The following is a 21,335-nucleotide window of genomic DNA, read 5'->3' as shown; positions in this document are numbered from 1 at the left end:
GAGCGCACGGTTTTCGATATCAGTATTCCCAATATCAGGAGTTCACAAGGAAACCCTAAAGAGTGGCGCGTCCTGGAGGATTCGAACCTCCGACCGCCTGGTTCGTAGCCAGGTACTCTATCCAGCTGAGCTAAGGACGCACGGTTTTGATATTAATTCTCGACGAACGATTTATCAATATCAGGATTCACATTCTTATAAGAACTAAACCCTAAATAGTGGCGCGCTCTGGAGGATTCGAACCTCCGACCGCCTGGTTCGTAGCCAGGTACTCTATCCAGCTGAGCTAAGAGCGCACGGTTTTAGTATCAACTTAGTCAATACAAGGGTTTTCATTCATATAAGAAATAAACCCTTAAATAGTGGCGCGTCCTGGAGGATTCGAACCTCCGACCGCCTGGTTCGTAGCCAGGTACTCTATCCAGCTGAGCTAAGGACGCACGGTGTTCATTCATTAAGAATGAAGTTGTGAAATATATCACATTCTTCTTGCTACGAAGAAAAAAAAAGGCCATCGGCCTGTAATGAATGGCGGTGAGGGAGGGATTCGAACCCTCGATGCAGCTACAAACCACATACTCCCTTAGCAGGGGAGCGCCTTCGGCCACTCGGCCACCTCACCTAATTCATTATTCTCACATCACTTACAAGTAAGAGAAGAGAGAATGGCGCGTCCTGGAGGATTCGAACCTCCGACCGCCTGGTTCGTAGCCAGGTACTCTATCCAGCTGAGCTAAGGACGCACATTTACATTGTCTAAATTGCTAACTTTAGACTCGCAAGAAATGGCGGTGAGGGAGGGATTCGAACCCTCGATGCAGCTACAAACCACATACTCCCTTAGCAGGGGAGCGCCTTCGGCCTCTCGGCCACCTCACCGTCTTGCGGAGGCACATATTACGTTTTACCGAAAATATGTCAAACACTTTATTGAAAAAAATTGGACAAAAACACTCAACCGTTTGCTATTTAATCAAAGCGCTTGCAAATTGAACTTATAAGATTCAAATCGCGCTTTTTCCCTTAAAAATTAAGGTGAAAGATTGGCAATAATAAACAGCCGAAAACAATTATCTAATTTATCCAGCAGCAAGTGCTACCGCTGATGGCACAATACTACGGGATGCGTATTTTCGCCATAGGGGAAGCTAATAAATCTTGAGTTTTGCCAAACAAAATAGAGAGCAACAGTTCTGTTCAACCTTGTCTGTATCTCACAACATCACAAAGCATTCACTTCACAACTTTGAGCCCGATCCGTTATCCAACTCATCTATGTCATAATGAGTGTTTCGATTCCCCAAGATCAAAAAAGGCTAGCAACAATGCTAGCCTCTTCTCTACGCAAAAGTATTAGTAGTTGCCAGATGCAACGTTACCATTACCTTTTTCAGCTTGAATGCGCATGTAGATCTCTTCACGGTGAACAGATACTTCTTTAGGTGCGTTAACACCGATACGTACTTGGTTACCTTTAACGCCTAGTACAGTAACTGTTACTTCATCACCAATCATCAGTGTTTCGCCAACGCGGCGAGTCAAAATTAGCATTCTTTGCTCCTTGAGTAATCTCTAAATTTATCTAGCTACGAGAGCATTATCCAACAAAAGTTATATTTTCGTAAACTATCGATTGAGTTTATTTAACCAAAATGCACTTCTTTTTTAGGATAACCTTGTGTTTCACGCGCTACGATGTATGCATTGTGTAATATGTTAGCAGCCATATCGACTTGCGTTGGTGATATCACCAAAGTTAAAGACTGCTGCTGCAATAAGTGATGCTGTACATCAATTTCGCCTTCAGACAACAATCCATGTGAACTGACCACAATTTCTTGTGTTCGGCTTCCTACCACAGTTAACAAACTAACCTGTTCACTATTACGGATTTTCTCGTCAAAAACTAGTTTTAATTTGGCACTTATGTCTTGTTTAATAATGAGTGCTGCCCGTTCTGTTTCCTCGATCACACTACAGACTTCGATCCCCAACAGTTGGCAATGTGAAATGAAAGACGGTAAATCTTCATTCAAACACTCGATACGCACCATATCTCTTTGAATAGCGATACCAGCAATATCATTCAAACACTGATTACCCGTGATCAATGTGCCCTCGCCTTGTTCAAAGCTTGAAAGCACACGCAATGGCACGTTGTGCTGCCATGCATACTGAACACACGGAAGATGCAAAACCTTAGCACCTCGGCGTGCCATCTCTTCCATAGAAGGGAAGTCTAAAGTATCTAATTTTTGAGATTGCTTCACGACTCTAGGATCACAAGAGTAAACACCATCTACATCAGTATAGATCTGGCATTCTTTCGCCTGTAAGGCACCCGCAAGCGCTACCGCTGTAGTATCTGAACCACCGCGACCTAATGTTGTGATATCGCCTTTCGCATTGAATCCTTGAAAGCCTGCAACAATGACAATCTGGTTGTCATCTAACAGTGCTTGAATCGGGGCAGTATCAATACGCTCAATCGCTGCATTATTATGATTAGAATCCGTGTGTATCTTGGCTTGATAGCCAGTCATCGATGTCGCTTCATAACCTAACTTGTGTAACGTCATTGCTAACAAGGCCATGGAAACTTGCTCGCCAGCCGTTAACAACACATCCAGTTCTCTAGCGTTTGGTACACTATCGATTTGTGTGGCTAAGTTAACTAACCGATTTGTTTCACCAGACATAGCAGAAACGACAACCACAATCTGGTTCCCTTCATTTTTCGCTTCAATGATTTTTTCTGCTACATGATGGATTCGTTCAATTGAACCCACCGACGTTCCACCAAATTTCTGCACGATAAGAGGCATTTTCACCCGTCCTCACCTTCCCAAGACCAATGTCTATATATGACAAAAAAACACATACTCCGCGTCAGGGCGAAGCAATAAAAAATTAACCAAGGAGTCTAACGCCACCATTAGACTTCTTGGTTAATCTCAATCAAACCTTGTTTAAACACGCTTCCAATAGGCAAAATAAAAGATGCCCAATCAACTGATTGGGCATCTTTGTATCAATTACTTAAGCTTAAAGACGCTCTTCTAGCCAAGTACGCACAGATTTAAGTGCTTCTGGCAGTGCTTCAACGTCAGTACCGCCCGCTTGAGCCATATCTGGACGACCGCCACCTTTACCGCCAACTTGCTCAGCAACCATCTTAACAAGGTCACCCGCTTTTACTTTGCCGATTAGGTCTTTGGTGACACCAGCAATCAAGCCAACTTTACCGTCTGCTACGTTTGCGATCAGGATGATGCCGCTACCTACTTGGTTTTTAGCGTTATCAACCATAGTACGTAGGTTCTTGTTGTCTGCGCCTTCAATTGCAGCAACCAAAACTTTAGTACCAGAGATGTCTTCTACTTTGCCCATGATGTTTGCGCTTTCTGCAGCAGCCATCTTTTCTTTAAGCAGTTGGATTTCTTTCTCTAGAGATTTCGCTTTCTTAGCTGATTCAGCAAGCTTCTCTTCGTAAGCGTTAGCCTGAGCCTCTACTGCATCTAGAGCAGCTTCACCCGTTACCGCTTCAATACGACGAATACCCGCAGCAATACCACCTTCAGAGGTGATCTTGAATAGGCCGATATCACCCGTGTTACTTGCGTGGATACCACCACAAAGCTCAGTAGAGAAATCGCCCATAGATAGAACGCGCACTTCATCATCGTACTTCTCGCCAAACAGTGCCATTGCACCTTTTTCTTTCGCTGACTCGATATCCATGATGTTGGTTTCAATCACGTGGTTCTTACGAACTTGTGCGTTAACCAAACGCTCTACTTCTTTAATCTGTGCCGGTGTTACCGCTTCAAGGTTAGAAAAGTCAAAACGTAGGTTATCTGGCTTAACTAAAGAACCTTTCTGAGCAACGTGCTCACCTAGAACTTCGCGCAATGCAGAGTGAAGTAAGTGAGTTGCAGAGTGATTTAGTGAGATAGCAGCACGACGCTCAGCATCAACCGTTGCTTCTACTTTATCGCCCTTAGCAAATACACCTTCAACTAGCTCACCGTGGTGTGCAAATGCGTTACCTAGCTTCTGAGTATCTTGTACTTTGAAAAGACCCGACGCTGTTTTTAGTGTACCAGCATCACCACATTGACCGCCTGACTCAGCGTAGAATGGTGTCTCTTCAAGGATGATGATTGCTTTGTCGCCAGCCGATAGTGAAGATACCTCTTCGCCGTCCACAAATAGCGCAGAGATTTCACCAGCACCTTCAGTTGCTGTGTAACCACAGAACTCTGTGTTCGTATCTACTTTGATCGTCGCGTTGTAATCAGTGCCGAATTGGCCAGCTTCACGAGCACGCTTACGCTGTGCTTCCATCGCCTTCTCAAAGCCTTCTTCATCGATAGTAAAGTCGCGTTCACGAGCTACATCGTTAGTCAGGTCAGCTGGGAAGCCGTATGTGTCGTAAAGTTTGAAAACTGTTTCGCCGTCAAGCTCTTTGCCTTCAAGTGCGTCTAGTGCGTCATTAAGAATAACCATGCCGCGCTCTAGAGTACGACCAAAATTCTCTTCTTCAATGCGAAGTACTTTTTCAACAAGCTCTTGCTGTTTCTTAAGTTCATCTGCCGCAGAGCCCATCACTTCAGCCAGTACACCCACAAGTTTGTGGAAGAACACGCCTTGTGCGCCAAGCTTGTTACCGTGACGAACTGCACGACGAATAATACGACGTAGAACGTAGCCACGACCTTCGTTTGAAGGCATAACGCCGTCAGCGATTAGGAATGAACAAGAACGGATGTGGTCAGCAATAACGCGTAGCGATTGGTTAGATAGATCGTCATGACCCACAACTTCCGCTGTCGCTTTGATTAGCTTTTGAAATACATCAATTTCGTAGTTAGAGTGAACGCCCTGCATGATTGCAGAAATACGCTCAATACCCATACCTGTATCTACAGCAGGCTTAGGTAGCGGTTCCATTGTACCGTCAGCGTGACGGTTGAACTGCATGAATACGTTGTTCCAGATCTCGATGAAACGGTCACCATCTTCTTCAGGTGTACCAGGACGGCCGCCCCAGATGTGCTCACCGTGATCGTAGAAGATTTCAGTACATGGACCACAAGGACCTGTGTCACCCATCGTCCAGAAGTTATCAGACTCGAACTGTTTACCGCCTTCTTTGTCGCCAATGCGAACGATACGGTCAGCAGGAACACCTACTTTTTTGTTCCAGATATCGAATGCTTCATCATCTGTCTCGTATACCGTTACCAGCAGACGGTCTTTTGGCAGTTGAAGAGTCTCAGTCAGGAATTCCCAAGCAAAGCCAATCGCTTCTTCTTTGAAGTAGTCGCCAAAGCTGAAGTTGCCTAGCATTTCGAAGAACGTGTGGTGACGAGCCGTGAAACCTACGTTTTCAAGGTCATTGTGTTTACCACCCGCACGTACACAACGCTGAGCCGTAGTTGCTCGAGTGTAGGCACGCTTTTCGGCGCCTAAGAAGCAATCTTTGAATTGGTTCATACCTGCGTTAGTAAATAGCAGGGTTGGATCGTTATGTGGAACTAACGATGAACTGTCTACGATTTGGTGTTCTTTGCTCTCAAAGAACTTAAGGAACGCGTTGCGAACCTCATCAGTGCTCATGTACATGCAGCTCTTCCTGAAAATAGTCGAGTTAGAATTTTGCCGTATTGTAGATCATGGTTAAGGCTTCGACTAGTTTTCTTGTAGAAAAGACACCCTTGGGCAGGATTTTAGTGGGAATTCGATAAAATGAAGAATATTCCACTATATCTAGCCGTGGAAAAGCAGAAGTAAATCGACGACCTAGTACCGAAGAAACTCAGTCAACAAAAGAGAGTTGACCAAATACATGCTCGACGGAACTGCTCCAATAAAAAAGCCCCGCATAAAATATGCGAGGCTTTAAGTTCTTTCAAGCGGATGCTTCTTTCAAACATCTACTCTATAAAACGTTAGCTTATAGCTCTTCGTTTTCTTCTTCTTTCTCTACGTCTTTCTCTTCAAGAACAGCAGGAGTCAGTAGTAACTCACGAAGTTTAGTATCGATCTCTAGAGCAACTTCTGGGTTTTCACGTAGGTATTTACCAGCGTTAGCTTTACCTTGGCCGATCTTATCGCCCTTGTAGCTGTACCAAGCGCCCGCTTTTTCTACTAGCTTATTCTTAACACCTAAGTCGATAAGCTCACCTTCACGGTTGAAGCCTTTACCGTAAAGGATTTGAGTTTCAGCTTGTTTAAACGGTGCAGCAATCTTGTTCTTAACAACCTTGATACGCGTTTCGTTACCAACAACCTCATCACCATCTTTGATCGCACCAGTACGGCGGATATCAAGACGAACAGATGCGTAGAACTTAAGAGCGTTACCACCAGTTGTTGTTTCTGGGTTACCAAACATCACACCAATCTTCATACGAATTTGGTTGATGAAGATAGCCATACAGTTAGACTGCTTAAGGTTACCAGTTAGCTTACGCATCGCTTGAGAAAGCATACGAGCCTGAAGACCCATGTGGCTGTCGCCCATTTCGCCTTCGATTTCTGCTTTTGGTGTTAGTGCTGCTACTGAGTCAATAACAAGTACATCGATTGCACCTGAACGAGCCAGTGCATCACAGATTTCTAGCGCTTGCTCACCCGTATCTGGTTGAGAAACAAGAAGCGCATCGATATCAACACCAAGCTTTTGAGCGTAGATAGGGTCTAGTGCGTGTTCCGCATCAACGAAAGCACACGTCTTGCCGACTTTCTGTGCTGCAGCAATAAGCTCAAGCGTTAGCGTTGTTTTACCTGATGATTCTGGACCGTAAACTTCTACGATACGCCCCATCGGTAGGCCACCAGCACCTAGTGCGATATCTAGAGATAGAGAACCAGTAGAAATAGTTTCTACGTCCATTGTGCGGTTATCACCAAGACGCATGATAGAACCTTTACCAAATTGCTTTTCAATCTGACCAAGGGCTGCGGCTAACGCTTTTTGTTTATTCTCGTCCATCTCTATCTCCACATAATCGGTTGTCTCAACAAGCGATCTAGAATCTATTTCTAACCCACATAGGGGTGACTAATTGGCTTTCATTATACTGTTGATTCATACAGTGTCTATACCTGTATGAAAATAATTTGTACAAATGTTACTTACCTTCCATTGATAGGTAATCATAAATAACTTGCAGGGCATGGTGCGTGGCTTGTTGGCGTACTTGTGATCTGTCGCCTGTAAATACATGCGTTTCTACTTTATCCCAGCCATTTAGCGCTTTCCACGCGAAGCATACTGTCCCAACAGGCTTATCTTCGGTCGCGCCACCTGGCCCGGCAATGCCACTGATCGATACAGAGATAGTCCCGTTTGAGTATTGCAATGCCCCGCTCGCCATTTCTATGACGACAGGCTCACTCACAGCGCCGAACTCAATCAAGGTTTTAAGCTGCACACCTATCATCTCTTGCTTGGCTTCATTGCTATAAGTAACAAAAGCGCGATCAAACCACCCAGAACTGCCCGCAATGTCAGTGACTGCAGTCGCGACACCTCCACCAGTGCAAGATTCAGCCGTCACTAACACTTGTTTGTGTTTAGCGAGTAAATGTCCAAGCTGTTCACTAAGGTCTTGAGTCATCTGCATCATCAGCTTCCCTTTATTTGCTGTCATATCATTTGGATTCGCATCTTTTCGCATCAGCCGCTTTTCGCACGAAACGCTTTCACGTATCCTAAGCCGCAATAGAAATAAACGAAAGAAGTTAACTGTGAAAGCCGATCAAAAACATACTCCTGATGCATTAGTATATTAACACTTTCAAATCAACACCTTAAATCAACGCAACCTAACAACCTACACTTTTACCTACACTAGAGAGCCCCATAAACCTGTAATAAAGACACACTCTAAATAAATGCAAATGAGTGTCATTATTGCTCCGTAAACAAAAAAGAGCCAGTCTATGCTGACCCCTTGAACTTTATATACCTTGGTTGAGTTGTCATTTTAGATAGCACCGTCAGAACGTATGAAAATAAAAAAACCTCATACAGCTCCACTAACACCTCAAACGCTCTCTCTTCTCAAAACAATAGAACCCGTTAGCAAGCATAGGAAATATGCCTTTCCGAGCCATAGAGGCCCGAATAGACATGTGAATGGTCAGTCAGCAAATATGGCATTAAAGCGTATAGGATTTGAGGGGCGATTGGTATCTCACGGTCTAAAAGCTTTCGCTAACACCACTCTTAATGAGCAGAGCTTTGACCCTGATGTGATTGAGGCTGCATTAGCACATATCGACAGGAACGAGGTTAAGAGAGCCTACGCCAAGCTGAGTATTAGAACAGAGACGTAAGCTGGTGTGATGGTGGAGCGAGCACATATAGAGGCAGCCAAGGGCGATTTCTCGATTGCCGGCCAAAAAGGGTTAAGGTTAGTGGGCTAAATGCGGCAATTATCTGCTTGCAATGACACCCAATCATTACAAGCAGATACTCAAGCAAACAAGTCTAGATTGACACCATATAAATCTTCAATAAAGCCATCTAACGTAGCTTGTCCCTTCCCACTCAGCAAAAAGTCTTTCTGTTGTTCACTAAAAGGATAGATGCCAAAAGATTTAATATAATTCTTACTCAGCGAAAAGTACCCTGAGCCATAAGGCTTACTAGTGTTGATAATGTAAAACCAAAACAGCCTAGAGCTCATCAATACCCTTAACACTTCCAAAGATTCTCTATCGCTGGAAAGCACGCCCAAGCCGTTGTGAAATAGCAAATTATCTTGCTCAGAAAGCACATAGTTAGGAGTCTTGGGGGTAATATGAGGAAATAGCAATTTATATTGATGTTTAATCATCCCTTGCTTTCGACCATAAGCATACCACTCCTCATAGCTCCCTTTACCCTTATCACGAGACTCCAATACAGTTCTATGCTGCATCAAATAAGAGTACGTATTAGGGTAGCTTTCTTGAAAGCTATCAATAGGAATAATATGAGGTAAATCATCCACATATTGATACGGGAAAATTATTTTTCTTTTTAGCTTACAAAGGTCTGTATTTTCAATGAGTTTATTAGGGTTAACCACATCAACACATATACTCTTTTCGACTTTTGCCCCGCAACTTAAAACGTAACAATTATCAATCTCACTCTCGACATCAATAATATAGACGCTGTTCTTCAAGGTTGCTATTCCACTATTTACTTTATACAAATCCTTAAGCGGAACGCCCACTCTCTCAATTTTATCTATCACACTAGCGTGGTTTAAATTCCACCCGTCATAATGATTCAGAGAGCTGTAAGGCATTGTTGAATAATTTGTAACACTTAACTCTGCAAGGTTCTCTAGCTTTCTATAGTGAACAGAACCAGAGGAGTCTTTCTTTATTACACAAATACAGGTATAGGTGCTTCGAGACGAAAAGACTTGCACGGACCCAAAGTCAGTTATCCACATTTCATGTTGATTATCGCCAAAATATTCCCTTAACGCCCTACCATTCAATGACTTAAAAAACGTATTCATTGTGATAAAACCAAGATATCCCCCACTTTTCAAAATAGAAAGTCCAATTTCAAAAAAAGGGATGTACAAATCAGGGTGACCAGTCCGACAAACGCTCCATTCTTTCAATAACCTGAGTGAAGATTCGTCAATATTCCGAGAGGCAACATAAGGAGGATTACCGACAACAAAATCAAAGCCATCAAAATCCTCTAGCACCTTACCCCACTGAAAGCTCAGAGCATTACCAACAAAAAGATTAAACTCAAAAGAGTCTCTATCCTCTCCATTAGTTATGGCTAAAAGCGTTAACAGTATCTTGGTTCTTTCTACTGAATAATCTTTTAGGTCTACACCAAAAATGAATTTTTTATATATCTCATAAAAGCTAATTTCAGGATGTTGTATCTTTAGCTTATTAGCCACAGAAAAGAGAAAACCTCCACACCCACAAGCAGGGTCACAAAATGTCCCCTCCACCTCACCAGTTTCGACACTATTGATAATGCGATTAATTATATCTCGTCGAATGTGCTCAGGTGTATATACAGCTCCTGTAATAACTTTGTCCACAGGTGATATTATGTACTCAAATGCCTTAACTAAGTCATCAAACGTATCTATTTGCAATCTATCTTTAAAAGCCAAAAAGGTATGATAATCGGGGTCACCGTCAACAATAACCAGCTGAGATATGTAATTATTATTCACATCAAAGATGTTGTTGCGACTCAAAAACGTCGTAACAATGATTCGATTCACATCATTAATGGCAACAGTGTAATCTCGTAATAAACTTAAAACTTCCAGCTTCATCATCAATCACACAGCCAGTGGGAATATCTTTTCAACATTAAAATCCTGATGCGTACAATTAACACCAAATGCTTGGAAATATGGGGTAAACATTCTCTCTTTAGCTCTCTGCAAGATATCTTGATAGTCGGGGTCGTTGAACAAATCATCTACAAAGGGGAAATCTCTTTTCCCAAAGAAATTACTTATTACAAAGTGTATTGTTAAAAATATATCCATCGGAGGATGAGGCAACCTAGGAGCCCCTAGTAATAACAAGCTCCCTGTATCTAGGCCCTCAACTCGATGTCCTCCGGCCTGAAAATGATAACTAGGGTGGGTATGGTTATGTACATCGCCCTCCTGAGGGGGGATATCCTTATCGAGGTGCCAACAATTAATATATGCCTTATCGCCAACGTACCCCACAATCTCCAGCTGAAGTCCATATTGACTAATCACATCATACTCGCTGGCATCCAAATCCAAATTAACATCACATAAACAATCAATATTAATACTTAGTGATTGAACTTCCGATGGAGTTGTTCCTGCGGTTTTTTTATGAATTCGAAGTTCAACCCCTTCTATTTCAAGCAAGGCCGAGCCGGAATATTCAAATTGATAAGCGATAGTATGAAGAACACCCAACCCATTACTAATGCACTCACTATCATCGTAACGACATACAATCTCGGCAAATTTAACCAAGTCTTGGCAGTATTGTGTTTTTGTCCACGGCATTTACGCCTCCTTCGCTTTCTGAAGAAAGCGCTCCCTCTCTTGCTCTTTAAGCTCCTTCAATATCTCAGGAGTCCCTTGATTCACCAAAAAATCAAAAGAGTAAAGATTAATATCTAGCCAAGGTGAACTACTAACATCTCTAGCAATTTCAAAACCATCAATGGGGTCAAGAGGTTCAAAACTTCCAGCACAAATCGTCCATAACCTATTACTGTTTGATAATGGCAATTTCTCCAACTCAACAAGGTTGTCGAGTTCGAACTTTTCACTGATAAGTTGGCACCGCTCTCGTGATGTCAACCTCCTCAGAACAGGTTCCGAAGGGAAGTGCTGTTTCCACCAAACTTCCACACCCTGAGACCACCAACGACGATACGTGCCACTATACAAACCCTGATAGATGAAATCATCCAAAAGCCCCTGTAGCACCTCCCACCCTTGTGAGTCCTTTGATACGCCAAGCCTAGCAGATAACACGTCCGAACCAATTAAAGGGCCAATTGGCTTTACAAATGAAGATAACAGCAAGCCAGAGAGCATGAATGGGTCATTTTGGTATTTTTCCATCGACAACATATCCAGCAATCTTCTATCCACCCTCCGCAGTAAAGCCTCCGGCACCTTCATTACAGCAACATCAATCGGCTGGTCCGCAGACTGCAGAGTCCCCAGAAGCCGATAACTATCTATTAGCTCTTTAAATAGGCAGCAATACTTGGGCGTGTTACTAAGAAATGTTTCTTTATCTACAGCAAAATCGAACAAATCAAAACTAGTGTAATCTCGGTAGTAATCGCGAATATTATTTTCACTAGAAATAAGCGCGATAGGCAAGCTTGCACCATCATCAATAACTTGACTCCGAAAGAACTGAGCAAAGGGAGGAGCGTTGAAATTAGCGACCCCAGCATGCAGACGAAAATCCATCAATAATAGGTCTGCGTTGACATTTTGAATTAGAGACAACGTATCCTCAAAGCTACCCTGCGGCTCAACATGAGTAACATCAAATCCCTGCTGTTCTACATTTCTCTTTATTGACCCAGCATCTAGGTCTTCCAAGTAAGCGATTTTATAGACCATATTCTCTCAACTCTTTCTCATTTGCTTTAGATACTTCAACCCTAAAACAGGTTGAAAAGTCAGCCTTAGCTGAAACTACCTGAACCTCGCCTCGATGAGACTTCACAATATCTTTAACGATTTTCAACCCCAAACCAGTGCCCACAGCCTCGTTACTAGCATCTATATCATCCAAAGAACCAATAGAGGTTGTCGTGAAAAACTCGTCAAAAACAAGCTCTTCATCCCCATCTTTAATACCGTCGCCGTTATCGGAGAATTCTAGGAAAATATTTCCATTTTCTTCGCCACACTCGATAAAAATTTTCCCTCGAACCTTTTCTCTAGTTATTGCCTTCTTTGCGTTCGTGTAAAAATTAAACAATATCGATGACCACTCCGATGGATGCATAGGCCTCGTATAAAGAAATAGCTTATTGAATTTAGGGGGCAAAAACTCAACGCCAAGCCTTTCCGCATCGTGGCTCATTGATTTAATAAAAGAATTAATAACCTCTCTGATATTCAGCGGCGCTAGCTCTCGAACAAGGTTAGCCGAAACGACAGTATTGAAATATCCCGTGTAGTTTCGAAATGCATCAAAATTATTTTTAAGAATATTCACTGTCTCAAGGGACTTCTTCTCACTATCTTTTCCATCCAGCTCACTAAGCAAGAAATCAACATCACTTTGAATGTTATCCATATAGTACTTAATCTCATGAATAAATTGCGAGACTGTAATCCCCACACTACTCAACACCCTGAGCATTGCGCGTTCTTTTATTGTTTTTTTAAGCTCAACTTCATGTGCATTTTTTAAGTCCGATATGTCTTTCTTTATCTTCTTTAGCGTCTTACGCCGAGTATTTTTCTTACCTTCTCCCGACAATTCTCTATCAAGCTCATCCAAACTAAGGGCTATGTTTTTTATTCTAACCTCAACATCTTCCCATTCTTTTCCATCTTTCTTTTGAGATGCCGCAACTTTAATCCCACGAGACGCCCCAACACGCACAACCGAAGTTACAATTGCACGGTGAACAAAGTTCCTTAACTCTCGCACCCCCTCGTTATCAATAAGCCCCTCTCTGCTAGAGGTCTCATTAAACTTGTTTTCAGGGTCATTCAGCTCAACAAAGCCATAGAAATTATTATTACCATGCGGGACTAAAATAACCCTACGCCTAACGGACTCGTCCAACCTTAACCAGTCATCACCTTGCTCAGCATAAGGCAACACTCTAAATCCATTTCGGTAAAGCTTAACGCCGCCCTCTCGGCTAAGTCGATTTTTAATGCTCGTGGAGTGCATTTTACTTATTAATTTTGAGTCGTATATGAAGTAAAAAACCTTGAACTTCACATTCCGGACGCTAGGGAAAGGAGATTTAGCATCTTCAGGGTTAAATCCAACCGGCAGTTTCTCATTTATTTTTAGTCGGTCACTATCTATATTGACCCACCCACATCCATTCTCATCTATCCCACCGCTAAACACCGCCACAGCATGGCGATAAAGCATAATGCTTGTGTCTGCTATTTTCTCTCTGGCACCCTCTTTAACCTCAAAAAAATCAACATCAAACCCCCCTTCATTAGACGCAGGCTCTTCTTGAAATTTAGGTTTTATAATATCGGACACATAACGATAAACGCGCTGAATGGATGCTCTTGTCCACCTATCGCGCAAGTTTTCAATAATTAACGTGGTTCCTTTGGGCTTGGTTTTTGGTATAAGTTCTAGCTTATTTTCGACAACTAATAAATTATCATCTTGATGATAGTCATCCCAATCAATAGTCAGTTTCAAAGCCATATCGCCAGCTTGGGTTTGCGTGATAATAGTCAGCCGACTACCCAGCCTCTGCACCGAAAACCGGCCAATTCCCTTCTGTCCCGCTCTCTGTCGAGAAAATATCGGTGATTTAGGTTCATGTATTTTTGATGTTGATGATATTCGCATAAAGCCGCCAATTAAATCCTCACGACTCATCCCCTCTCCATCATCACTTAAAATGAGAGTTCCACCCAAACCTTTGGAATCACAAAATTCAAGAGATACGCTTTCCGCATCAGCGTCGTAAGAGTTCTTAACAAGCTCAGAGACTGCCGTTTCTTGCCTAGCTACCAACTCCTGCCCAAGCCTATCAATAACACCAGCATCCACCGAAAATCTAACCTTGCTTTCATCGAAGTTTGCCATTTTGTGAGTCAAAGACAATATTCTTGTATTATCTAGCTCGTCCGCCTGCAAGCACTCTAAAAGCTCTCTTTTTAGCTCATCAACTATCATTTCCTATCCCGCCGATTTAGTTAAAAGCTCCCAACCCAAAAGGAACGCTAAAGTGAATTTTACCCCATTTTTCAAGTAAATGACCGTACACTTTCACAAAGATGGCTCACCCTAATTCTCTTGCATTAATTTTATCGGCAATCCAGCCATGGATATCCACACCACGGAACACCCATCAATCGATACATTTTTAGGGAAATACCCCTCACCAAACAGGCGCTATACTACCTGCTCATTTCTGGATTCGATTAAACCATGTATCCAAGACTTAATCTCTTCCTCAACCCAAGCAACCGACCTATCGCTAAGATTGACGGTTTGAGGAAACTCTTTTGCTTTCATTTTTCGGTATATCGCCGAACGACTAAGCGCAGTTAGGTTTTGAACTTCAGTTAGGCGTATTAATCTCATGATTGTTATCTCTCATTAATTCAGTCATGAGATGTGCGAACTGATTATTTTTTCACCCAAGAGCTCCACAGCGGTTCCAGAATGTTTCATGTCGATTCCAAATAAACTCAGACACATATTACCTATTTGAGATTGAACATTACTGATACAACTGGAGTGAAATATGCAACAAAAAACGATAGATGCTTATTCATTTAATGGCCCTGTTTCTGCTCACCAAGTTCTGGAGAAAGCAGCTGAAATCATTGCTGAGCAGTACCTAAGGGGTGATGCCTTTTGCAACCCACAGGCAACTAAAGATTTCATTACATTCAAACTAGGGAGATACGAGCGAGAGGTTTTTGCACTCCTGTACTTAGATAATAAGCACAGACTGATTGAATTTGAGGAGTTGTTTTATGGCACGATTGATGCCGCCAGCGTTTATCCCAGAGAGGTAGCTAAGGCTTGCTTGAAGCACAATGCAGCAGCGGTCATTCTCGCGCACAATCATCCATCAGGCGACCCTACCCCCTCAGAGTCAGATAAGCGTATAACCCATCGACTTAAGGACGCACTAACACTCATTGATGTGCGAGTACTAGACCATATAGTGACAGGAAAGGATTGCGTGTCGTTTGCAGAAAAGGGGTGGTTATGATGGAGACAAAAAATCAACTCAATGAAGCAATATCACTCCACCAGCTTGATAGGACAATTAAAGACATCCTCACTTATTATCAAATACCACAAAGCGCTAAACGCCTCGCACTTAACTTCAAAGCTTCAGAATTTTACTCAGAGCGAGCTGGCATCCAGCCTATAGAAATCCAACTAGACCGAACCAATACGAAATCAGAGTGGATGATACGTTTTATCGCAACGTTTGACTTCCCCACACCAGAAGCCCAAAAGCTCGATATCGCCCTTTACTTCAACCTTCATTATCAATGGTTTTATCAGCCAGACATTGAACGCTGTGACATCAACCAACCAGAGGTTATCTCTCTACTTCAAAGCTGGATTAAGGCTTTTATTCAACACCTATCAAACAATCAATTTGATAAGCAAAGCCTAGCGATTATCAAAAAATTCGATTGAGCCCTACCAAGCAACATACACGGTCACAAACAAACCACACCAAGAGGAATAGAACATGACAAATCAACCACAATTTGAGGCTTGCTCGCTTTCCATATCGCGCAAAATGAAACAAGCGTTAGGAGAGTTAATTAACAAGAACAACCTACAAGCCAAATCGACCATTACCTTCAACTTCAGAGACAAAAGTTACAGTGCCGAAAGCGGTGGGTATCACCCTATAGAAATATCACTATTAAAGAGGCCACCCGATGCATGGGCCATTGAGTACATCACTGACTTTGCTTACATGGGTAACGTTTATCCCGAACTGGAAAGAAGTGTGGATTTTGACATAAGCAACGGAGCAAGTTTCTTTAGCGGTGTAGGCTGGCAATCAATTGACGCTTATGGCGTAAATGATTTTTACACCCTTTGGGAAAGCAATTTCCTCTCTTACTTAAATATGGACTCATATGACAACATCAACATAACGAGCAACTAAAATTTCAATCGGTCAGATAATGACGCACCCATCATTAGCATGGTTTGTAACCCACTAACAAGCCACTAGCATCGATACAATCATGACAACAAACGATAAAGCCAACATAACCGAGCAGTTATCTCTAGCGTTTGAACTGTATCAGCGCATCCCGCAAGGTCGCAAAGTGACGGCTAAGCAACTTCAGTTAGAACTAATGGACGCTGGAATTAATCGCAGCATTAGGAGCATCCAGCGTAACCTTGATGTGATTGTAGATTACTTTGATGTAGATAAGGATACTCGAAGCAAACCCTTCGGATACAGTCGTGGGATGTACAACCCAGTCACCCTAGGGGCAAGAGAGTTAATTCTTTTGCAGCTAGCCAAATCGACACTCACACAGCAATTACCTTCCTCTCTAGAATGCGCGATTGAATCTGCATTTAACTTTACTCACATCCAACCTCGCTCTTACACAGGAGCAAAGCCACCACAAGGAGGTGCAAATAAAGCCAATGCAATCACTGACAAACTGAGCTCACTAGTCGCGGTAGGGGAGCTGTTTGAGCCTATATCCATTGCACTGGTTCACCAAAAACAAATCACCCTCACGCTTGCCTCTCGCGAGCAAATCGAACGCATCTCACCCATCGGCCTGACAGTGGCCGATTGTGAGTTTTACTTAGTTTATCAAAATCACCTCAACGAATACGACGACCTACCTTTAACGCGTATTGCTAAGCTTAGAGTGCTGACCTTCCATTTTGATTACCCGTCAGACTTTCAATTACAGCAGTATCAACTCAAATCAGAGCCTAAGCGCTCAATACAACAACTAGACAATATCACTCAATTGATTGCATCGGACAGATAGTGACGCAAGCAGTGATACCTTACCTCTGTTTCAAAAAATCAATGGAATCCACAGGGTACTTACTCCCTTTCATGTTTCATTGAGCCATAGCGCAATCAAAGTAAAGCACAGGACACTAATCTTACAAAACTCCATTAGGTTAGTGTGCAAGGCAGAGCTGTGCCTTTACGATTGGCTGCGCCATTAAACGTCTCTAGCTAAGACGAGCAATGTAAAGGGGGACGTCCGCCCCCCTTAGTATGGTCATGTCGAAACCACCTTATCTGAAACGCATATTATCCAATAAAAACCGATATCTAGGCCATTTGCGTTTATCTCACCTGTCGTCACTTCGTTGAGTTTTACCTAACTAATACATACATCTCAATTGGAGAATTATCATGAAATCAATCATTACTAAAATCATCACACTAGCTGCTTTAACCCTTTCAATGAACGTGAGTGCTACCAGCGCTATTGATGCGCTCAGTATCGAATCGATTAAAGCCACTCTTACACCTGAGCAGATTCAACAATCCCTCAACCAGTGGAAAGAGAACCAACTAAAACAAGTTGGTTCACGCGCTCAGAACATCTCTGATAGAGCGCCTATTGAGGCAAGGCGACAATTAGTGGAATCTCAAATAGAGCAAGAACACAAACAGACAGCGAAAGCCTTAGGCTTGTAGCTTGTCGATTATTAGGAAGGGGGCGTAACGCTCCTTTTTTTGCTTCAATACGAAGCGAAAGGATTAACTCGTTTCTCAGGGGTGACGTAATGTGGGCTGTTTTTTATTTCAGCCTGCTCTCGCTTAAAGTTGCTTTGACTCACCTTTCTCATTAAGAACTCATCAACCAAGGATTCTTCCCAGCCGACAGTACGAGAAGATATTTGAATGCTTGCAGGAAACTCACCAACAGCAATCAATCGGTACAACGTTGCTTTGCTAATATTCACCCTATCCAGCACTTCTCTTAATCGAATTAATCTCATGATGACCTCACTATCTACAGTTGTAAAAAACAATGACTCCCTTGGACGCCAAGATATCTAGCGCCACAGGGAATCACCTAGTCTCATAAGATATATAAAAAAATTGGGACTTTATTTCCTACTCTGTCCAATTTTAGCTTGATGCTTCAAATATCGATTCACGTAACCGTTGAGCAACCAAAATTTCTCCCTCCTCTCCCGTACTCTTTAGTTGTCAGTTTGCACAGGTAACTAAGCCAAAAGAATCCAGCTTCATACAGGTTATGGCAAGTACCATCTTTGGATGTTCGCACTTTCTCTGGAATCTGCCTTGTTGATATCAGCATCACATCACCTGAAAAATGGGCAAGTCCTTTTGATTTAGACAAACTCAACCTTAATGCAGTAGCCCATGACTCAGACACCATTCCAGCTAACTGATGGCGAATGGGCTCATCAAAGTCACCTAGCGCTCGATAGGTGTTTGCATTGACCATGATAAACATGTGGTAGTGCTCCTTGTGTTTCTTACTGAACTCTCGACACCAGACATAATGCACCTCTGTATCGTGCACTCTAGCTACGCGCTTACGACGCCTTGCTAAGTCTCTCTTTACTCTAAGCTTCAAAGCACGAGTAAAAGCCGTCATTACACCTTTAGATGAAGCACTGTAGTTCTCAGGGAATCTCAACGTGACATGGAACATGAATATTTTGGAGTAGCGAGTAAGGGCGTTTCGATAAACCGCATGAGTTCCCTCTAGGTAACGTTCGCTCATTGAGTATTTATGATTAATAGGTAAACCGTTGAATAAATTTCCTTCGTGGGGATGTTCGTACATTGTTCTCTCTCCTGTGATTGTTAGACACAAGAGATGATTGAAATTTATTATTTCACCCAGCTTAAGGCTGGTGGATGATTCGAGTAGAAAGGTAAATGAGTAGATACTTATATATCTAAAACCTACAGTTGAAAATGACCAAGCACATAGCATTTACGCCATACTCAGTCATCACGTTAAACTAGAGGCCAATTTTAAATGAGGCTACTTATTTTCACCATTCCCGTTAAATATATACAGCGCATTCTTCCCGCCATTCTCGTATAGTTCAAGATAGCAGTCATGCGATAGGCGTATGCCCTCCCTATCTAACAGTGACTTCAATTGCTTATAACCATCCAAGATAAAGCGACCAACAAACCAAGTAATTGCAGACACCTGAGTGATAATGAGTTTCACATCACCTGACTCACTCTTCACTTCTTTGAATTGCTCCATTTGCTCAATCAGCGTCCCTGTAAATTTCACACCAATAGCTTTGGATACTTCATTGATATATTTCTCAGAGAATAACTCTTCAACCAATATTCGATTGGATAGCTCCTCATTTACATCTCTACTTTCGCTATCTCTCAAAATCAAAAATGCCAACTTCAAACAATATCGCTGCAACTGAAACCCTTTAACATCACCATCAAAAGCAGCATCTGATTGCATCGAAGCTAACCAAAAAAGACGCTCATTTTTTGGCTCCAGCTTCATCTGTATCCATTGTATTTTTGCGTAGTCAGATTTGAGTAAATGAAAGCCACCATCAACATCAATACTCTCCTTTGTAACGAACACTTCTCCTCTCAATTTCACAGCCAATCGCGAGAAGCGCTCAGCCATATAAAAGCCATCAGGCAACGCCTTAAAGATTCGGTGGAAGTTAGCTGGGATTAGCTGGGCATCAGAAAAAACAGGGTGAAACACATTGACTAGATATTCACTTTTCAGCTTACCAAAAAGTGTACTCCCTGACATTCCAGCATCATATTCGAGAATGAATTTATCCCGTTTTAATCGTGCTAATTGGGAGCGATGTCGGTCCTTTGAAAAGCGCCCCAACAATCGCTCAAAATCTTTCAGTGACATATCACGAACAACACCATTGCAATCAGAATGTGCCAACAGTGTCAGCAAGAACAGCTTCACGGCAGCTCTAGAGGATAGTCCATTCAGTGCATCCGATTTCAGCAAAAGCTCAAGTCGACTACATACATAATTCGAAACGGGTTTCGATTGAGTCTTACCATTGGTTGTACATCGAGGAAACTCAGACGTAAATTGATACGACACATCTGCCCCTCCCTTCTTTTTTATCCAGTCCCCTTTAAGCTTAACGAAACCATTCAATTCCAAATAGTCCGCAGCAGAAACCAAAGATTGAACTGAAATACAAAGCTCTGATGCTAGCTCCTTAAGAGATTCAGATTTGACCTCATTCCTTTTAGACATATGTAGCATTCTAATCACGGCATACTTCTCTTCCGGACCAGCAATATCCATTTCATTTCGCAACAAGAAAGCAATATCTTTCACGCCATTTCCCTACAAATACACCCTGTATTTATTATCAAATAAAACCTGTCACACTGACTGTGTCAGATATCACAAAGCTACAGTTATTAGTCCGCTATACTATCAATTAAATGCATGCTTATTAGGCTTTAATATGTCTTCACTAAACTGGTTAAAACCATCCAACAAAACACAAGCAAAATGGTTCAAGCAACACATGGCTAAACGCCACCCCGGTATAGATAGAAAGTTGACTACCAACTCTTTAAATGACAAGAGTTATTGTGAAAACTTTAAAAAGTTAGCTCACCGATTCTGGTTAGATGAGTACGAACGAAAGGTTAAAATCCAAAAGTTACGCAATGCTTGGGACAAAACCCAAAGCAGGAAAAATCAAGAAACAAAGAACCTTTCTGTTGATATTCCATCAACACTAAAGACTCAATTCTCTAAGTTAGCCAAGTTCCACAAGGTCACGCAAGCCGAATTACTAGCCGATTTAATTGAGGTCTACAATCAAGATAAAGGTCAGTCTGAATCTTTTGAAACAGCAACAACAAGGAAAGGAAATGCCGAAAAAAATGAAGCCCTCAACCAAGAAATTGAGAGCCTAAAAGAGCAATTAACAAACAAAGAAGAGTTAATAAAGCAGCTACAAGATGAAGTCAACACAGTGAATATTCATTCAAAAAATGAAATCTCGCCCCCGAAAGACAACTCTACACACGAACCTAATTATGACGTATTTTTAAAGCATATGCCGGACTTTACATCCCAAGAAAAGTCACATGATAAATAAAA

Annotated in this window: 20 protein-coding genes and 6 tRNA genes; 7 read left to right on the top strand and 19 right to left on the bottom strand. The window is 42.2% G+C overall.

The genetic code is table 11. The annotated features are described in order from the left end of the window. Positions 1 to 63: 63 nt before the first annotated feature. The 11 genes from CWO27_RS21070 to pncC all read right to left on the bottom strand — a co-directional run bounded on the left by CWO27_RS21070 (position 64) and on the right by pncC (position 7,634). Positions 64 to 140 (bottom strand) — tRNA-Arg (locus CWO27_RS21070). A 79-nt stretch (positions 141 to 219) separates the two neighbouring features. Then, a tRNA-Arg gene (locus CWO27_RS21065) sits at positions 220 to 296 on the bottom strand. Positions 297 to 363: 67 nt separating this feature from the next. Further along, positions 364 to 440 (bottom strand) — tRNA-Arg (locus CWO27_RS21060). An 89-nt stretch (positions 441 to 529) separates the two neighbouring features. Beyond that, positions 530 to 622: transfer RNA gene (locus CWO27_RS21055), tRNA-Ser, on the bottom strand. 44 nt (positions 623 to 666) lie between these two features. Beyond that, positions 667 to 743: transfer RNA gene (locus tag CWO27_RS21050), tRNA-Arg, on the bottom strand. 43 nt (positions 744 to 786) lie between these two features. Continuing rightward, a tRNA-Ser gene (locus CWO27_RS21045) sits at positions 787 to 879 on the bottom strand. Between the two features lie 474 nt (positions 880 to 1,353). Beyond that, the gene (gene csrA, locus CWO27_RS21040) at positions 1,354 to 1,551 is read right to left on the bottom strand and encodes a carbon storage regulator CsrA (RefSeq protein WP_004415691.1); all 198 of its coding nucleotides are present in this window, start codon (positions 1,549 to 1,551) and stop codon (positions 1,354 to 1,356) included. Between the two features lie 92 nt (positions 1,552 to 1,643). Beyond that, entirely contained in the window at positions 1,644 to 2,825 is a 1,182-nt protein-coding gene (locus CWO27_RS21035) for an aspartate kinase (RefSeq protein WP_102478623.1), read from the bottom strand. A gap of 220 nt (positions 2,826 to 3,045) precedes the next feature. Then, positions 3,046 to 5,628: an alanine--tRNA ligase gene (alaS, locus tag CWO27_RS21030; protein WP_048615632.1), complete on the bottom strand. Its 2,583-nt coding sequence runs from the start codon at positions 5,626 to 5,628 to the stop codon at positions 3,046 to 3,048. A 331-nt stretch (positions 5,629 to 5,959) separates the two neighbouring features. Further along, entirely contained in the window at positions 5,960 to 7,000 is a 1,041-nt protein-coding gene (gene recA, locus CWO27_RS21025; RefSeq protein ID WP_017056586.1) for a recombinase RecA, read from the bottom strand. A 139-nt stretch (positions 7,001 to 7,139) separates the two neighbouring features. After that, positions 7,140 to 7,634 carry a nicotinamide-nucleotide amidase gene (gene pncC, locus CWO27_RS21020; protein ID WP_102431727.1) on the bottom strand — a complete coding sequence of 165 codons (495 nt, stop codon included), beginning with the start codon at positions 7,632 to 7,634 and terminating at the stop codon, positions 7,140 to 7,142. 385 nt (positions 7,635 to 8,019) lie between these two features. On the opposite strand from pncC, the gene CWO27_RS21015 reads away from it, so the two are divergent. Further along, complete coding sequence (locus CWO27_RS21015) at positions 8,020 to 8,349, top strand: tyrosine-type recombinase/integrase (RefSeq protein WP_240699554.1); 330 nt, start codon at positions 8,020 to 8,022, stop codon at positions 8,347 to 8,349. A gap of 140 nt (positions 8,350 to 8,489) precedes the next feature. Here the strand turns inward: CWO27_RS21015 and CWO27_RS21010 are convergent, their stop codons facing one another. The 5 genes from CWO27_RS21010 to CWO27_RS20990 form a co-directional block, all read right to left on the bottom strand. Beyond that, positions 8,490 to 10,328, bottom strand: coding sequence for an Eco57I restriction-modification methylase domain-containing protein (locus CWO27_RS21010; protein WP_107899466.1), 1,839 nt, complete (start codon positions 10,326 to 10,328; stop codon positions 8,490 to 8,492). 3 nt (positions 10,329 to 10,331) lie between these two features. After that, positions 10,332 to 11,048: a hypothetical protein gene (locus tag CWO27_RS21005; protein WP_107899465.1), complete on the bottom strand. Its 717-nt coding sequence runs from the start codon at positions 11,046 to 11,048 to the stop codon at positions 10,332 to 10,334. Beyond that, positions 11,049 to 12,131, bottom strand: coding sequence for a hypothetical protein (locus CWO27_RS21000; protein ID WP_107899464.1), 1,083 nt, complete (start codon positions 12,129 to 12,131; stop codon positions 11,049 to 11,051). Then, positions 12,121 to 14,406, bottom strand: coding sequence for a sensor histidine kinase (locus CWO27_RS20995; RefSeq protein WP_107899463.1), 2,286 nt, complete (start codon positions 14,404 to 14,406; stop codon positions 12,121 to 12,123). Before CWO27_RS20995 ends, CWO27_RS21000 begins: the two co-directional genes overlap by 11 nt. Positions 14,407 to 14,625: 219 nt before the next feature. Next, positions 14,626 to 14,817 carry an AlpA family phage regulatory protein gene (locus tag CWO27_RS20990; RefSeq protein ID WP_107899462.1) on the bottom strand — a complete coding sequence of 64 codons (192 nt, stop codon included), beginning with the start codon at positions 14,815 to 14,817 and terminating at the stop codon, positions 14,626 to 14,628. A gap of 163 nt (positions 14,818 to 14,980) precedes the next feature. On the opposite strand from CWO27_RS20990, the gene radC reads away from it, so the two are divergent. The 5 genes from radC to CWO27_RS20965 all read left to right on the top strand — a co-directional run bounded on the left by radC (position 14,981) and on the right by CWO27_RS20965 (position 17,905). Continuing rightward, positions 14,981 to 15,457, top strand: coding sequence for a RadC family protein (gene radC, locus CWO27_RS20985; protein WP_107899461.1), 477 nt, complete (start codon positions 14,981 to 14,983; stop codon positions 15,455 to 15,457). Then, positions 15,454 to 15,897 (top strand): DUF2787 family protein, encoded by a 444-nt coding sequence (locus tag CWO27_RS20980; RefSeq protein WP_240699555.1) that lies wholly within the window; start codon positions 15,454 to 15,456, stop codon positions 15,895 to 15,897. The genes radC and CWO27_RS20980 overlap by 4 nt, the downstream gene beginning before the upstream one ends. Positions 15,898 to 15,952: 55 nt before the next feature. Further along, positions 15,953 to 16,381: a DUF2787 family protein gene (locus CWO27_RS20975; RefSeq protein ID WP_107899459.1), complete on the top strand. Its 429-nt coding sequence runs from the start codon at positions 15,953 to 15,955 to the stop codon at positions 16,379 to 16,381. Positions 16,382 to 16,463: 82 nt separating this feature from the next. After that, positions 16,464 to 17,237, top strand: a complete 774-nt coding sequence (locus tag CWO27_RS20970; RefSeq protein ID WP_107899458.1) for a WYL domain-containing protein — start codon at positions 16,464 to 16,466, stop codon at positions 17,235 to 17,237. Between the two features lie 380 nt (positions 17,238 to 17,617). Next, positions 17,618 to 17,905 carry a hypothetical protein gene (locus CWO27_RS20965; protein WP_107899457.1) on the top strand — a complete coding sequence of 96 codons (288 nt, stop codon included), beginning with the start codon at positions 17,618 to 17,620 and terminating at the stop codon, positions 17,903 to 17,905. Positions 17,906 to 17,949: 44 nt separating this feature from the next. Here the strand turns inward: CWO27_RS20965 and CWO27_RS20960 are convergent, their stop codons facing one another. From CWO27_RS20960 to CWO27_RS20950, 3 genes are all read right to left on the bottom strand, one after another. Beyond that, positions 17,950 to 18,210 (bottom strand): helix-turn-helix transcriptional regulator, encoded by a 261-nt coding sequence (locus CWO27_RS20960; protein ID WP_240699556.1) that lies wholly within the window; start codon positions 18,208 to 18,210, stop codon positions 17,950 to 17,952. Positions 18,211 to 18,368: 158 nt separating this feature from the next. Then, positions 18,369 to 19,031 carry a YagK/YfjJ domain-containing protein gene (locus tag CWO27_RS20955; protein WP_170960810.1) on the bottom strand — a complete coding sequence of 221 codons (663 nt, stop codon included), beginning with the start codon at positions 19,029 to 19,031 and terminating at the stop codon, positions 18,369 to 18,371. Between the two features lie 204 nt (positions 19,032 to 19,235). Then, on the bottom strand, positions 19,236 to 20,555 hold the full coding sequence (locus CWO27_RS20950) for a hypothetical protein (RefSeq protein WP_107899455.1): 1,320 nt from the start codon (positions 20,553 to 20,555) through the stop codon (positions 19,236 to 19,238). A gap of 133 nt (positions 20,556 to 20,688) precedes the next feature. Between CWO27_RS20950 and CWO27_RS20945 the strand changes: the two genes are divergently transcribed. Then, positions 20,689 to 21,333: a hypothetical protein gene (locus CWO27_RS20945; RefSeq protein ID WP_107899454.1), complete on the top strand. Its 645-nt coding sequence runs from the start codon at positions 20,689 to 20,691 to the stop codon at positions 21,331 to 21,333. The last annotated feature ends 2 nt before the right edge of the window (positions 21,334 to 21,335 follow it).

The organism is Vibrio sp. 10N.286.51.C3, assembly GCF_003050065.1.
In the GTDB taxonomy this organism is placed as follows: domain Bacteria; phylum Pseudomonadota; class Gammaproteobacteria; order Enterobacterales; family Vibrionaceae; genus Vibrio; species Vibrio crassostreae.
The sequence above is the reverse complement of the archived record's forward strand: the minus strand, read 5'-3'. Positions and strand labels throughout refer to the sequence as shown.

What these genes read in the sequence shown, in the direction of transcription:
- CWO27_RS21015 (WP_240699554.1), top strand. Translation starts at nt 8,020, where the DNA reads ATGAAAATAAAAAAACCTCATACAGCTCCACTAACACCTCAAACGCTC.
- recA (WP_017056586.1), bottom strand. Translation starts at nt 7,000, where the DNA reads ATGGACGAGAATAAACAAAAAGCGTTAGCCGCAGCCCTTGGTCAGATT.
- CWO27_RS20945 (WP_107899454.1), top strand. Translation starts at nt 20,689, where the DNA reads ATGTCTTCACTAAACTGGTTAAAACCATCCAACAAAACACAAGCAAAA.
- CWO27_RS20955 (WP_170960810.1), bottom strand. Translation starts at nt 19,031, where the DNA reads ATGTACGAACATCCCCACGAAGGAAATTTATTCAACGGTTTACCTATT.
- CWO27_RS20975 (WP_107899459.1), top strand. Translation starts at nt 15,953, where the DNA reads ATGACAAATCAACCACAATTTGAGGCTTGCTCGCTTTCCATATCGCGC.
- pncC (WP_102431727.1), bottom strand. Translation starts at nt 7,634, where the DNA reads ATGCAGATGACTCAAGACCTTAGTGAACAGCTTGGACATTTACTCGCT.
- CWO27_RS20990 (WP_107899462.1), bottom strand. Translation starts at nt 14,817, where the DNA reads ATGAGATTAATACGCCTAACTGAAGTTCAAAACCTAACTGCGCTTAGT.
- CWO27_RS21000 (WP_107899464.1), bottom strand. Translation starts at nt 12,131, where the DNA reads ATGGTCTATAAAATCGCTTACTTGGAAGACCTAGATGCTGGGTCAATA.
- CWO27_RS21035 (WP_102478623.1), bottom strand. Translation starts at nt 2,825, where the DNA reads ATGCCTCTTATCGTGCAGAAATTTGGTGGAACGTCGGTGGGTTCAATT.
- CWO27_RS20960 (WP_240699556.1), bottom strand. Translation starts at nt 18,210, where the DNA reads ATGAGATTAATTCGATTAAGAGAAGTGCTGGATAGGGTGAATATTAGC.
- csrA (WP_004415691.1), bottom strand. Translation starts at nt 1,551, where the DNA reads ATGCTAATTTTGACTCGCCGCGTTGGCGAAACACTGATGATTGGTGAT.
- CWO27_RS20965 (WP_107899457.1), top strand. Translation starts at nt 17,618, where the DNA reads ATGAAATCAATCATTACTAAAATCATCACACTAGCTGCTTTAACCCTT.
- CWO27_RS20995 (WP_107899463.1), bottom strand. Translation starts at nt 14,406, where the DNA reads ATGATAGTTGATGAGCTAAAAAGAGAGCTTTTAGAGTGCTTGCAGGCG.
- radC (WP_107899461.1), top strand. Translation starts at nt 14,981, where the DNA reads ATGCAACAAAAAACGATAGATGCTTATTCATTTAATGGCCCTGTTTCT.
- CWO27_RS21010 (WP_107899466.1), bottom strand. Translation starts at nt 10,328, where the DNA reads ATGATGAAGCTGGAAGTTTTAAGTTTATTACGAGATTACACTGTTGCC.
- CWO27_RS20970 (WP_107899458.1), top strand. Translation starts at nt 16,464, where the DNA reads ATGACAACAAACGATAAAGCCAACATAACCGAGCAGTTATCTCTAGCG.
- CWO27_RS21005 (WP_107899465.1), bottom strand. Translation starts at nt 11,048, where the DNA reads ATGCCGTGGACAAAAACACAATACTGCCAAGACTTGGTTAAATTTGCC.
- CWO27_RS20980 (WP_240699555.1), top strand. Translation starts at nt 15,454, where the DNA reads ATGATGGAGACAAAAAATCAACTCAATGAAGCAATATCACTCCACCAG.
- alaS (WP_048615632.1), bottom strand. Translation starts at nt 5,628, where the DNA reads ATGTACATGAGCACTGATGAGGTTCGCAACGCGTTCCTTAAGTTCTTT.